This is a genomic window from Halalkalibacter lacteus, from assembly GCF_036663595.1.
GTDB lineage: Bacteria > Bacillota > Bacilli > Bacillales > Bacillaceae_D > Halalkalibacter > Halalkalibacter lacteus.
In genome coordinates this window covers 1-13,346 of record NZ_JAWRVL010000032.1, presented here as the reverse complement: position 1 = coordinate 13,346, position 13,346 = coordinate 1, and the positions used below count along the sequence as shown (strand labels likewise).

The following is a 13,346-nucleotide window of genomic DNA, read 5'->3' as shown; positions in this document are numbered from 1 at the left end:
CCTCGGGGCAAACATGATACAAGTGGTAAAATGGTTAGATGAAGCATAACACATTATACGTAGAATACCTAATTTTTGTGTAACTACAATTCATTTAAGTGTGATTTTACTAACGAGATTATCTAAGTATGTTGTAAATGACATTCTAATTTCTGAATGCAAAATAATCCAGGTATCTTATTGCCTTCAAGGTTACTTTTGTAGTAATGGAAGAACTACGGAAAACGTTGTCCCCTCATTTATTCGACTTTTTACGTTTATTTCCCCTTTTAAGTTATCAATGATCTTATAACATACCATTGTACCTAAGCCTGTTCCATGGTCCTTTGTTGTATAAAACGGGGAACCCAAGCGCTTTATTTCCTCCTCGCTCATCCCTTTTCCGTTATCCGTAATATGGACCTCCACGTGGTTGCCTGTTTTTTGAGCACTTAATGTTAGGGTCCCTTTCTCTTCAATGGACTCAATCCCATTTTTTATAATATTTAAAAAAACTTGACTAAGTTCACTTCGATTTGCTGTTATGTAGTAAGAATCTTGCAGATTATTAACGATATTCACTCCATTTAATAGAGCGTAGGACTCCATGACACCTACTACATTTTTCACGATTTCGATAATATCTAATTTCTCTAGATCCGTTGATTTTGTTTTTGCTAGAGATAAATAATCATGTATGATTTTTTCAGCTCTTTGTAATTCAGAGTCCATTAATTCTAACGAACTGATTTGGTTTCTTGTTATGTTTTTTTCGTTTTTGAAAATATGGATAAATCCTTTTACAACGGTTAATGGATTACGTACTTCATGTGCTACAGAAGCTGCAATTTCACCTATTATTTTAATCTTCTCCGCTTGCTGAAGTTTACTTTTATTTTGTTCTTTCTCTTGTAACGTTTCAATTATGTAAACGACGATAAGGACCGTAACTAGATGAGATACAATAAAATAGGAAAAAAAGGCAGGTAATACGGTTATGTTCAGATTAACAGGAGAGTATATTAGTCCCATTAATACTAATACGGTATTGAAAAGAGTTAATAAGAAGCTTATTTTTAATTTCTGTTTTAAATCTACGTTTTTGTATTTCTTCAAAAAGAATAAAACACTAATACCAGATGTAAGGTACGCAAATAAAGTGATTAGAAAACCAATATCAACCCCTATAACTAGTCTATAAACAAAAATAAGTGCGGTTGCTACTATCCCCATATTCAGACCGCCATAAAGAAAGGCAAGGAGCCACGGTATTGTTCGTAGATCATAAATATGTCCACTGGCAAGTTCAAGGGGATACGTCATTGAAAAAATAATGGATACGCAACAAAGTAATCCGAAAAAGAGAGAGTTCTTTCTTGAAAAATCCTTTTTATAAAAGAAAGAATAATGGACAAAAAAAGGAACTAACACTACTAACAATGCAAACAAATAGTTATCAAAACTAAACATAATGCCCTCTCCTTGATGTTGAATAGATACGAATATTTTAACATATATGAGGCTATTAGTTGATAGAGGAAAATGTACTAGAAGAGCTGCCTTTTGAGTTAGCCTCATCCTCTTTTTGATTAATTAATTGTTCAACTGCTGGAACGTCAGCTGGAGCCCATATGAGAGAACTAAGGTTTTCTCTTTTCAGCCAGATTAGTTTTGAATGTTCTGTTGGAGTGGGTGTACCTTTAACAATTATAGCTGTAATGGCAATTAGGTTGATCGTAAAATTTTTATATTCGTGTATATGATCATGGAATAAATCAATCGTTTCAATATGGCAATGTACCTCTTCATTAATTTCTCTTTTGAGAGCTGTGTAGATGTCTTCGTCTTTTTCCACTTTTCCCCCTGGAAATTCCGACATGTTTGCTTGAGACATCTCAGGAGACCTAAGAGCACATAAGATTTCATTTTCGTCATTTTCAATGATGGCTGCTACGACCTTTATGGCTTTTTTCACGGTGATCCTCCTAATTGTTCATTTGTATGATCATAACATGTTTTTTAGAGTGAATCTCGTTTTGGTGGAGTTGATCTAACAAAGGTTATGAGGAGTGCGTTTAATAAGTATTTTTTGTAAATCTATATTGTAATGCTGAAAAATCATACCGATCTTTGTTCTTGTTTTTCGTAGTTCTCGCACATTAACACCATCAAACATGTCATTGAGAACGTACTTCGTGGAAGACTTGGATTTAAATCTCTCATAACTGGTGTTTTAGGGATATACAGTGAGCAAGAAAAGAAACAAGCATTAGAAATTTTAGATGTTTTTGGGTTAGCCGATCAAACATATAATCGTTGTGATCAATTAAGTGGTGGTCAAAAGCAACGTGTCGGTATTGCGAGAGCCTTAATTCACAGCCCTAAAATGCTATTATGCGATGAACCAATTGCCTCATTAGATCCAAACAGTTCAAAGTTCTTACGGATCAACTAAAAAACATCTCTACTTCAATGGGAATTACGGTTGTCGTTAACATTAAACAGCAAATGGTTTATTAATCGATCGTGTGATGGGAGAAGGTGGGCTTTATGCACCCGAGTATGCTGCACTTGCTCTTAAGCAGTCAGAAGGTGACCCTGCTGAAGCCACGTTACCGATCAACCTTGCCGCGAAATCATTATTTATTGACCGTTGAACCTAGGGAAATGCGAGTGATTCGTCGTAGTTCGTCCTCTTTTAAGGATATCCCAGGTGGTCAGGTTCTTCGACCAACTTATGATTATACATACAGACTTGGCGTATAGTAGCATGCGTGGTGGGTTGTTCACCCGACAATTGGGGCACTACGAGTGGGCTACAGCGATGTTTACGTTTCTTATCCTTTTGATGAAGCTCATGAAGATTCAATTTCCATTCTTTTTATTATATTGTATAAAAACGCCACTTACGTTAATTCATTAAAGGTCCATATTGTTTAGGACATTTTTTATGACGATGGATATTTGTGATGATATATAGAAGCAAAGATTTGTGAATGTTTTCGCTTAAACTAAAGTGGCAGTATTGTTGAAGAAAGGATTGGATTTCTAACTATCTATTATTATTTAATGTGATTTTTAATATAAATTGCGAAACTCGACAAGTATAGACGAAATACATATTGGTCAAAATGACAGAGATAGTAACTGATTGAAGGTGATTCTTTGAAAGAAATCCCAAAACATTTTGAAATGGAACAACACATTAAAGAGTTAAATCAAATGATGAATGAAGAGTGGCAAAATTTTGTTTTCTCAGGAGAATGGTGGATTTTACTGATTTTATCAATAGTACCGTGGTTTTTATGGTGGAGAATTGTTGATAAAAAAAGAATTACAGAAATATTACTATTTGGCTTTTTTGTAATAATAATTGCAACATTTCTAGATGTGGTTGGATGGAATAACTCAAGGTGGTTTTATCCTAATACATTACTTGCCTTATGTACACCATTATTTCCAATAGATTATACATTACTTCCAATTTTATTTATGTTGCTTTTTCAATATTTCTCTAAATGGAAGTCGTTTGTAGTAGCTGCTTTTTTAATGTCTGCTGTTTTTTCTTTTATTTTAGAACCCTTAAGTGAATGGATGAATATTTATAAAGAACTAAAATGGAAAAACACATACTCTTTTCCAATCTATATTATCATTGGACTGGCAGTAAAATGGTTAGTTGAAAAAATTATAAGATTTCAAAAAACAATGTCTTAGTTATTGATTTAAGAATATAATAATTGATTATGCCATTGTAAAGTAGGAATTATTCAAATAGAGGAAAAGATATATAAACCCTTGATAAATCAAGGGTTTTATTTGAAATAGGAAGTGAAAAACCATTGAAATTTTAGTGCTGGTAGCAGTTCGGGAACCAGTAATAATAACGCAGAATAAGTTTATCTAGTAAAAATTTCTTATTAAGCTACCGTGAAAGAACGATGTTTTCTTACATTTTCTGTGGTGAAGCAGAGCTTCATAGAAGGCTAACGGATGCTTTAGTAGAAGAGCGACTCATGTTTGTGGTAAATGAGGTTCCTTGTCACTACTCCTTTTTTTGAATAATAGTATCAGTATGGAAAAGATTTAGAGATTAATTACAATTTTTGAAGTTTTTACACTAGAACCAGAAAATCAACTTTGACCTTTTGTCTTCTTTTAACAAAAAGGCAATTTAATTTTAAATGTACTTCCTATGCCTAATTGGCTTTCAACTTGAATAGTTCCGCCATGTTCTTCTATAATTTTGTAACTAATCATTAAACCTAAACCTGTACCGTTCTCCTTTGTAGTAAAGAAAGGTTCACCAAGACGTTTTAAGTTTTCTTTAGAAATACCAGAACCTTCGTCAATAAAACGAATACAGAGTTCATTATGTTCTTTCTTGCATTCAATTTTAATAATTCCGCCATTAGACATGGCTTCCATGGCATTTTTTATAAAGTTTATAAATACTTGTTTTAATTGATTTTCATTGCAGTTAATCAGTAATTCTTCTAAATCAAATTCAGTAACCAATTGTATATTGTTATAGGTTACTTGTGTTTCAAAAAGAGGAAGAATTTGCTTAAATAGAACATGAATATCTTTTTTATTATATTGTGTTAAATGTGGCTTGGATAGTATCAGGAACTCATTGAGAATGGACTCTATCCTATCCAACTCTGACTCCATGATATCCTTGTACTCTTCTTTTATTTTCCCATTTTTAATTAGCTGAAGCAATCCCTTTAATGACGTTAATGGATTCCTAATTTCATGTGCAATTCCTGCAGCAAATTCCCCTACTGTATTTAATCTCTCTGTTCTCCTAAGAGCTTCTTCGTTTCTTTTATGTTTAGTAATATCTAATATATAACCATAGAAATGAGTAATTGCTTCATTTTCATCTCTTACTATTGTTGTATAATCATAGACCCAGATGATTTCTCCATTACTTTTTACAATTCCGTACTCTTGCTCGAACATATTGCACTCACTTAAACTGTAGTTTGAAACCTCATTTGAAACCCGGAGCAAATCGTCTTCAAAAATGATATCCGCATACTTTATACGACTTAACAAAAAGTCTTCTTTTTTATATCCTAAGTTTTCTTCTATATTTGATGAGACATATTCAACCGGCCAATCCTTGGCATTTTTCCACTTAAATACCACTACTGGTCCTTGTAGAAAAATCTGATGTTCATCAAGAGAGACGAAATTTTTATTGTGCATGACAGTTACTCCTATATGAATTGTTTATTCATTAAAAGGTATTATACCTGATATATAACACTTAAAAGTGTCGTTCTGCAAGAAAAATGACACTTTTTTCGGTTCTGGTGCAAAAACGAGTAAATAATAAAAGACCTTGTTCATCCTAATTAGAATAACAAGGTCGCTTACACTATTTCCTCACTCATTATTTTTTACTTATCCTTTCATTACTAAAAAACTTATTTTAAGGGGGCTTAATAATGAACTCATACTAGAGTTTAAAGCCAAACTCATACCCTGCGTATGCATAAATACACATTCACCTTCTTTCTTATTAGTCTAGTCTGTTATCTACTTTCTGTGTATCGTGGATTACTTGTCCTTATAATACGAAAAAAACTTTTTATTGTAAATATTAAAAAAACTTAGATTTATATTCGTTTTCAGTGTTTTTCTCTTTCTTTCTCTCTTTTTCTACAAATTCTACATAGTTTAGAAAGTTATTGTAATTTCTTGAGAAAGACAAACCTAATCGCTATCCTTTTTAAGTAAAAGTAATATAGAACGGAATAAGGGGGGATTATGTGAGTGAAGAACAACAAGATAAAATAAAAAACAAAGAAAATCAGAAAAATCAACGGAACACTTCGCAGAAGGGGTTAATCGTGCACAGTTTGGAGAATTAGCAAGAGGAGGTAATTATAACAAAGAAAGTTAATAGTAGCTTTATAGGTACAGGTTAGAAGCGTTATTAAAAACCAATAAAATTACAACAGTTGTAATAACTGGTCTGACTACGCCACATTGTGTATCTACAACTACAAGAATGAGTGGTAATTTAGGTTTCAATACATACTTAATTTCAGATGCAACAGCATCGTTTGGTATGAAGGCAAAACGAATGAAAGAAGCCATTCTGAAGAGAATGATGCTACCTATGGCTTATTCTCTTCAAAGAAGTGGCGGATAATTTTCGGCAACGCTTCCTCAAAGCGAATATATTCGGGTGCTCGTCCTCCTGGAATAATTAACCCATCATATTGCGAGGGATTAACACTAGCAAATATTCTCTTTATTCTCTTTCATGTTGTCTTATCATTTATCAATTAGACGATTTTCTGCTAGTTCCGCCTAAAGAAGATTCTGTACGTCTAATCTTTTCAAAAACCTATATTGATAAATTGATTAATTATCCAGAAAAATCAAAAACGTGAGAAACTGATAGGAAAAGAAAGAAATATGTAGAAAAACATATAAAAGCACCTTATTTCTAACTATTTAGAATATTCACAATAGTCTAGTTATCATTTATAATGATTACAAGATACAAGGAAGGAGGTAATGAATGGAGACATTTAAGGAGACGTAATTGAAACCATGAAGAAAAAGGGAGTTACCAGTAAATCAGTCAAATGTAATATGTACAGAATTGTACATGGGACAAGCTTAAAAGCAAATTGAATGAGAAGGTGATTCCAATGAAATTAGTTAGGCGAAGGCGTATGTCTAATACGCTGGGGATTAAAAATGTAAATCTTTTCTAAGGGAAATATTTCTTTACAAGGCGATAGTTGAACACCAATTAAATGAAACTGAAGGGGGTTATCACAGATTAATGTATCTGAAAATGGTTAAGCGACTTTATAATTCTAATTAGGATGAATAAGGTCGCTTAATGAAGTTGTAAACTTATTTAGCAATCTCTAATTTATCCCTTTTGGTTTTTTCAACGTAAAAGGGGGGGGTTAAAGTTTAGAATATTGAATATAAGTATTTGACTCAATAAAATGTATTCAAAATATCCTCTCTCAGGGAGTGAAATGAAATGGAAATAGAAATGGAAATGGAAATGGAAACTAATTCCTGGTATTGCCATGACTGTTTTCGATACTTTGAACAAGGGGAAAGTGTTGTCTGTATCTCTGAGATGAAATCTGTTTTTTGTGAAAAATGTGGAAATGACTTTCCCTTAGAATGGACATCAACATTCAAATATGTATGGGATTTCAGGGATTAAGTCAGATCTTAATGGTGTTAATGCCTGTTATGTACGTTAGAAGGAGGAGACGCCACTGAAAGTGCTATAAAGTGCTAGTTATGAGAAACATCCTATTTTTTCTAAGGGGAAAATTAATGGTAAGTTTTTTTTGAAACACCAACCTAGATAAAACGAAAGGGTTAGTATAATGAATGAGAAAATAGTGTAAGCGACCTCACTAAGATGAATGAGGTCGCTTTCTGTTTGTTATACATGCATTCTCAAGGATAGGAACGTGGGGATTTCCACAGTGCAAGCTTTTAGCAGGACTTAAGACACCTTCTTGTCTATGGATAACGAGGACTTATAGTCTAGTACAAGCCGGGGGATAGGTTCTTATTTAAACTATTGGGTAGTGATTGTAGGAATAAAACATTAATTCTTACGAGAAATACTTTGGACGAAGAAATATTAGTTACCATATAAGTAAACGACAAAAGGAAGAAGTGATAGGAGTATGGCAAGAAGTATAAAATAGTAATAAAAAAGCACAAAAATGTAAATAGAAAAGGGCGAACCGCTCTTTTTTTATTTACTCTTTCAATAAAAAGATTGTTGATATGCATTAAGAAGGTTATCTAATTCTTGACTGCATTTTAAAGTTCTCTCACTTCCTAATCCATATTTTAATGCGATATTACCCATTTCATCTTTCTTTACTGTAATACTTTCTATTAACTTGTTCTTATTCATTCTGCCAACAACCCCTGCATTTTTTACGACTATTTTTAACCAATAAAAGTAATTATAAAAAAGAATCATCGTTTAATAAAACATATTCGACAAAAAAACAAAAGGAAATACATTTTTTTGATAACGTGCTGTAATAAATTAACATTATTATTCAATTAACGAATGCGCTACTTTATTAAACGAGTAGCGCCTATTTTATTAATACAAGAACAAAAGCATCGCTTCCTTGTTCAATAACGAAACATGTCGCTTGAAATTAATTAGCATTATGTTGATCTCGTTGCTCTTGTGTTTAGCTGTTTGCAGTAACATAAACAAGCTATATCAAGGGTAATATAATTACAAACACTTAAGGTATAAATAAGGAGTAAAAAATTAATGTATAATTCTTCTGAAAAATTAACATCAGCGGAAATCGCAAAACTTTGGATAACATATATGGGGAATACTATGTCACAATGCGTTCTCGGGTACTTTGTTCAACATGTTGATGATCAAGAAATCAAAAGTGTTGTCGAATATGCATTGAATTTAAGTGATGAATTTGTCCAAACGATTGAAGAAATATTTAGAAAAGAGAACATTCCTATTCCAAAAGGCTTCACGGAGGAAGATGTTAATCTAGCTGCTCCTAGGCTATTCTTGGATGAGTTTTATCTTCATTACTTAAAATATGCTGGAAAAGCAGGACTTAACCTATACGGCGTTGCTGTACCTTTAATGGTTAGATTAGATGTTAGAGATTTTTTTACGAAATGTCTTGATTCTACTGTGAGGTTAACAAATCAAGTCAACGACGTATTAATAAAAAAAGGTTTTCTAGAGAAATCACCATATATCCCCATACCAAAAACAATTGACTTTGTAAAAAAGCAAAATTATTTAAATGGTTTCTTGGGAAATGTTAGACCCCTTTCCGCAATCGAGATTACCCATCTTTACGATATCGTACAAAGTAATGTAGCAAGTAAGTCCTTATTAATTGGGTTTAGTCAAGTAGCGAGAATGGAGAAAGTTAGGGAATACTTTGTTAGGGGCAAAAACATGACCAACAAACATATTCAAAGTTGCTCGAAGCAACTTCAGAAAGAGAACTTGCCGTCCCCGACAATTCTAGACCATTTGGTGACAACTTCAACCTTCGCTCCTTTTTCAGATAAATTGATGTTGCAACATAAAATTGATATGTTTTCGATGAAGATAAGGCACTACGGAAATGCTTTATCTGTTACCGCAAGACATGATATTGGCACAATGTATATCCGATTCCTAATGAATATTGGAATGTTTCTTGAAGATGGAGCAGAAATTATGATTGAACAAGGATGGTTGGAACAGCCCCCAGAAACTGTTGATCGAGATGCGTTATCTTCAGAGTGATTTTGATATTCCCAATAAAAAATTAAATAATATAATGATATTTCATCCTTCTTAGATCAAACTAAGAACCAGGAGGCGATAAAATGATAAAGCTATTAACGTTCGTGCTTAAATCACTGTTTCCAAATATAGTGAGATTAACTCGTCAATTAAATCTAAATTTATTTAGCCTTTTATACCTCCTTAGACTTGCGCCGAAGGGATATTAAAAAAATTCAGCTGTTATACTGGGTTCCTTTTTTAGGAATCCAGTTTTTTGAGAAGAATTCGGATAACGTATGAGGGAGGGAAGATTTAAAAAAAAATTTGATTCCTGCTAAGTACAAAGAGGAATTTTCGCTTCTAAAAGAAGTTGATTCTTTATCGTTAGCATAAATGCAAAAACTTTTGGAACAAGGGAGTCAGCTCGGTCAGTTTTCGTTGGCTAACAAAAGCAACGATAAGTCGATAAGCCCCACTTCAACAAAAGTGGTTTTCTTTTGTAAAAGGCGGGTAGTCCACTTTTTTATCGTTTTTCATGATACTGTTTATTGAAACGAAACAATCCATTCAATTAGTTATATTCATTTAGAACTACGTTAAGACACCTACGGGTTTTACATGATTTCGATGTGGATGTCCAAACGACCTAGAAACAGGTGTTGTATGTCTGGCATCTCCTATTGTGAAGTTGTTTTTACGTTAGGCAATAACATTTCTCTTTGTTATAAGAATTCTTTTTACTTTTCTCCTAATAATAGAAAGAAAAAGACTTTGAGGAGGAAAGATAAATGGATGATTATATATATGATTTAGTAGGAGTTGGGATAGGACCTTTCAATTTGAGTCTTGCAGCTTTACTAGATGACCTTCCGGAAGTGAAATCAGTCTTTTTCGATCAAAAGCCACATTTTGATTGGCATCCAGGAATGTTAATAGTGGGTACGAGGCTTCAAGTTCCATTTATGGCGGACTTAGTAACATTAGCTGACCCAACAAATCGATATAGTTTTTTGAATTATTTGTCTCAAAAAAATCGCTTATATCCTTTTTATTTTTTAGAACGACTGGATATTCCAAGAAGAGAATATAACGATTATTGTCAGTGGGTTGCAAATGAATTGAAAAATTGTCGTTTTGGAAAAAGGGTCATTGATTTAGAATACAATCAATATGAAGAATATTTCTTACTTACAGTTCAAGACATACAGACTAAAGAGACAACAACATATAGTTGTAAAAACTTTGCATTAGGCACGGGCAGTGTTCCTGTGATGCCGAAATCTTTTCAAGGTCTTTCTCCAGAAAATGTGTTTCATACTTCTGAATTTCTAGATCGTCAAGAACGCTGTAGAAAAGCTAAATCAATTACTGTGATTGGTTCAGGTCAAAGTGCTGCAGAAGTGTTTCGTGAATTGTTAAAAGAACGGATGGAGCATCATTATGAATTGAGTTGGATTACACGATCGAGAAGCTTTTTATCCATGGAAGAATCTAAATTGAGTGTAGAACAATTTTCTCCAGATTATGTTAATTATTTTTATCAATTTCCTCAGAAGCAAAAAGATGAAATTTTTGCATCTCAAAATTTACTGTATAAAGGTATTAGTTCGCATACAATTACTGATATTTATAATTTACTTTATGAACATTCAGTCTCTTGTGAAGAAATGAATGTGGGAATACAGGTTTTAACAGAAGTTAAAGGGATTCAGGAAAAAGCGGATAAATATGAAATTCTTTGTAATCAGTGGCAACAAAATAAAAATTTCACCCGTGAAAGTGAAGTTGTGATTGTAGGTACCGGCTACCGTCCTTTTATACCGGACTTTATTAACAAGGTAGGTTCTTATATTTATTGGGATGACAAAGGTAGATATGAGGTGGAGGCTGATTATCGTTTACGTCTAAATATTCCAAATCAAATTTATGTTCATAGTGGGATATCACATTCTCATGGGGTAGGGTCAACAAACTTAGGGCTTGCAGTTCATCGAAATAAGGTAATTATCAATCATTTAATTGGAAAAGAAGTATTTCCGATCTATGAGAAATATGTATTTCAAAGTTTTGATGCAGAAACGTTCTAGTGATTTTCCATAAAAAGCAGCATTTTAGTAACAGAAATGCTTTTTTTCTTATTAGTGTTAGAATGTGGAATAACAAAAAGTGATAAATCTTTGAAATGATATATTATAGCTGGGTTTCACAAGATAATTCAGCAAAGAAATGAAATGGAATAATCTTTAAATTGACACATATTCAAGGTTGAAGATTGGTTGAGAATTTGATAAAATGAAATTAATAAAAAGGCTATGTGTAACTGGCGAACGCGGATAACCGCGAGGGAGCACATAGTGTCGTAGCCGTTCGCCTGGGCAGAGGTAAGGGGAAGTATCCCTTACCTCTTTCTGTTTATTTTGGAGGGGATAGCGAATACTACTTTTAAATGTCATTATTCTAAATGCAAACTTTCATAAGAATTTGACTGATGGGCAGTTCCTTTGCATAAAACCTTTTTAGTTAATTTAGGAATTTGAAAACAATCATAAATAGAAAGAGGAGAAAACGAAATGAAAACAAAAACTTTAGAAAAAGTAAAAACAATTAAAACGTTAAATAATATAGCAGAAAGCGGGCTAAATGTATTCAAGGATAATTATATTCTTGACAATGACAGTGAAAATCCTGATGCTATTCTTGTTCGCAGTTTTAACATGCATACAATAGAATTCGGTAATAATTTAAAAGCAATTGCACGGGCTGGAGCGGGTGTCAATAATATTCCAGTCGACAAGTGTACAGAGCAAGGAATTACCGTTTTTAATACCCCTGGTGCCAATGCGAACGCTGTAAAAGAACTTGTTCTAACAACATTAATGGCTTCGTCTCGTAACTTATTTGCAGGTGTGGCTTGGGCAAAGACATTAGAAGGTGAAGGGGAACAAATTTCAAAGCTTGTAGAAGCAGGAAAGAAACAATTTGTTGGAAAAGAAATTAAGGGAAAAACTCTAGGTATAATCGGCTTAGGCGCGATCGGTGCGCTTGTAGCGAATGATGCACTTGATTTGGATATGGATGTTATCGCGTTTGACCCGTTCATCTCTGTTGATACAGCTTGGAACTTGTCACGCAATGTACAGCGCGCTATGACGATTGAAGAGTTGTTTGCTAACTCTGATTATATTACTGTACACGTTCCGTTCACGAGTGAAACAGGAGGAATGTTTAACGAAAAAACGTTTAGCATTATGAAGACGGGCGTTCATATTTTGAACTTTTCACGTGGTGAGCTTGTGAATGAAAAGGATATGGCAGAAGCACTTGAAAGCGGGAGAGTTGGTAAGTATATTACAGACTTCCCAAATGAAAATGTATTGAAAATGAAAAATGTAGTTCCGATCCCACATCTTGGTGCTTCTACGCAAGAATCAGAGGAAAACTGTGCCATTATGGCGGCTCGCCAGGTGAAGGAATTTCTCGAAACAGGAAACATCCGAAACTCAGTGAATTTTCCAAATGCTTCTCTTCCTTATACAGGAAAACGACGTGTGGCAGCTTTCCACAAAAACGTTCCGAACATGGTTGGACAGATCACATCAGCTGTTTCAAGTTTTGATTTGAACATCGCTGATATGGTTAACAGAAGCCGAGGCGAATACGCGTATACGATGATTGATATTGAAAATGATGTAAATGGCGAGATCATTCCTAGTGTGGAGGAAAAAATCAATCAAATCGAGGGTATCGTTACAACACGTATTATTTAAACCTTCTTTAAATAAAACAGTGGAGTGGGCCATGATGCAATGGTTGTGCGAAGCATATTCCAAATGCCATGTTATTTGTAAGTAGTAAAGATGGTATTAGTCATAACCTGAAGGAATGGACATCTTTTAATGAGTGTGTTGAAGGAGTTCATGGTCTAAAGGTCTAATTGAACAATTGGTAGAAGAGTAGATTATTAAATAGAAAAATCACGTTATTTATACATAACGTGACAGATTGTTGAGAAACCCCACTTTTTCAAGTGGGGTTTCTCTTATGCCTTTATCTTTCTTTCTAAAATCCAATAAAT

Annotated in this window: 8 protein-coding genes, 4 pseudogenes and 1 riboswitch; of the genes and pseudogenes, 7 read left to right on the top strand and 5 right to left on the bottom strand. The window is 33.5% G+C overall.

What is annotated here, in order from left to right:
- Nucleotides 1–192: 192 nt before the first annotated feature.
- Nucleotides 193–1,449, bottom strand: a complete 1,257-nt coding sequence (locus tag SAZ04_RS18130; RefSeq protein ID WP_332697847.1) for an ATP-binding protein — start codon at nt 1,447–1,449, stop codon at nt 193–195.
- Between the two features lie 55 nt (nt 1,450–1,504).
- A complete protein-coding gene (locus tag SAZ04_RS18125) occupies nt 1,505–1,954 on the bottom strand; it encodes a (deoxy)nucleoside triphosphate pyrophosphohydrolase (protein WP_332697845.1) in 450 nt (149 codons plus the stop codon).
- Between the two features lie 174 nt (nt 1,955–2,128).
- Between SAZ04_RS18125 and SAZ04_RS18120 the strand changes: the two are divergent.
- From SAZ04_RS18120 to SAZ04_RS18110, 3 genes and pseudogenes are all read left to right on the top strand, one after another.
- A pseudogene (locus SAZ04_RS18120) lies at nt 2,129–2,484 on the top strand (ATP-binding cassette domain-containing protein); the annotation flags it as partial.
- 26 nt (nt 2,485–2,510) lie between these two features.
- Nucleotides 2,511–2,745: pseudogene (locus SAZ04_RS18115) on the top strand (carbon-phosphorus lyase complex subunit PhnI).
- A 399-nt stretch (nt 2,746–3,144) separates the two neighbouring features.
- Nucleotides 3,145–3,696, top strand: coding sequence for a CBO0543 family protein (locus SAZ04_RS18110; protein WP_332697843.1), 552 nt, complete (start codon nt 3,145–3,147; stop codon nt 3,694–3,696).
- Nucleotides 3,697–4,137: 441 nt separating this feature from the next.
- Here SAZ04_RS18110 and SAZ04_RS18105 read toward each other — a convergent pair whose 3' ends face one another.
- The gene (locus SAZ04_RS18105) at nt 4,138–5,196 is read right to left on the bottom strand and encodes an ATP-binding protein (protein WP_332697841.1); all 1,059 of its coding nucleotides are present in this window, start codon (nt 5,194–5,196) and stop codon (nt 4,138–4,140) included.
- Between the two features lie 671 nt (nt 5,197–5,867).
- On the opposite strand from SAZ04_RS18105, the pseudogene SAZ04_RS18100 reads away from it, so the two are divergent.
- A pseudogene (locus tag SAZ04_RS18100) lies at nt 5,868–6,070 on the top strand (isochorismatase family protein); the annotation flags it as partial.
- A 46-nt stretch (nt 6,071–6,116) separates the two neighbouring features.
- Here SAZ04_RS18100 and SAZ04_RS18095 read toward each other — a convergent pair.
- Nucleotides 6,117–6,242 (bottom strand): annotated as a pseudogene (locus SAZ04_RS18095) (DJ-1/PfpI family protein); the annotation flags it as partial.
- Between the two features lie 1,514 nt (nt 6,243–7,756).
- Entirely contained in the window at nt 7,757–7,909 is a 153-nt protein-coding gene (locus SAZ04_RS18090; RefSeq protein WP_332697839.1) for an aspartyl-phosphate phosphatase Spo0E family protein, read from the bottom strand.
- 378 nt (nt 7,910–8,287) lie between these two features.
- On the opposite strand from SAZ04_RS18090, the gene SAZ04_RS18085 reads away from it, so the two are divergent.
- The 3 genes from SAZ04_RS18085 to SAZ04_RS18075 all read left to right on the top strand — a co-directional run bounded on the left by SAZ04_RS18085 (nt 8,288) and on the right by SAZ04_RS18075 (nt 13,038).
- Nucleotides 8,288–9,289, top strand: coding sequence for a DUF3231 family protein (locus SAZ04_RS18085; protein WP_332697837.1), 1,002 nt, complete (start codon nt 8,288–8,290; stop codon nt 9,287–9,289).
- Nucleotides 9,290–10,059: 770 nt separating this feature from the next.
- Nucleotides 10,060–11,358, top strand: a complete 1,299-nt coding sequence (locus SAZ04_RS18080) for a lysine N(6)-hydroxylase/L-ornithine N(5)-oxygenase family protein (RefSeq protein WP_332697835.1) — start codon at nt 10,060–10,062, stop codon at nt 11,356–11,358.
- Between the two features lie 219 nt (nt 11,359–11,577).
- A riboswitch (ZMP/ZTP riboswitch) is annotated at nt 11,578–11,655 on the top strand.
- A gap of 186 nt (nt 11,656–11,841) precedes the next feature.
- The gene (locus tag SAZ04_RS18075) at nt 11,842–13,038 is read left to right on the top strand and encodes a phosphoglycerate dehydrogenase (protein ID WP_332697833.1); all 1,197 of its coding nucleotides are present in this window, start codon (nt 11,842–11,844) and stop codon (nt 13,036–13,038) included.
- Nucleotides 13,039–13,346: the final 308 nt, after the last annotated feature.

Bases quoted from the DNA above. Each gene is read 5' to 3' on its own strand.
- SAZ04_RS18130 (WP_332697847.1), bottom strand. From the start codon at position 1,449: ATGTTTAGTTTTGATAACTATTTGTTTGCATTGTTAGTAGTGTTAGTT.
- SAZ04_RS18105 (WP_332697841.1), bottom strand. From the start codon at position 5,196: ATGCACAATAAAAATTTCGTCTCTCTTGATGAACATCAGATTTTTCTA.
- SAZ04_RS18090 (WP_332697839.1), bottom strand. From the start codon at position 7,909: ATGAATAAGAACAAGTTAATAGAAAGTATTACAGTAAAGAAAGATGAA.
- SAZ04_RS18085 (WP_332697837.1), top strand. From the start codon at position 8,288: ATGTATAATTCTTCTGAAAAATTAACATCAGCGGAAATCGCAAAACTT.
- SAZ04_RS18080 (WP_332697835.1), top strand. From the start codon at position 10,060: ATGGATGATTATATATATGATTTAGTAGGAGTTGGGATAGGACCTTTC.
- SAZ04_RS18075 (WP_332697833.1), top strand. From the start codon at position 11,842: ATGAAAACAAAAACTTTAGAAAAAGTAAAAACAATTAAAACGTTAAAT.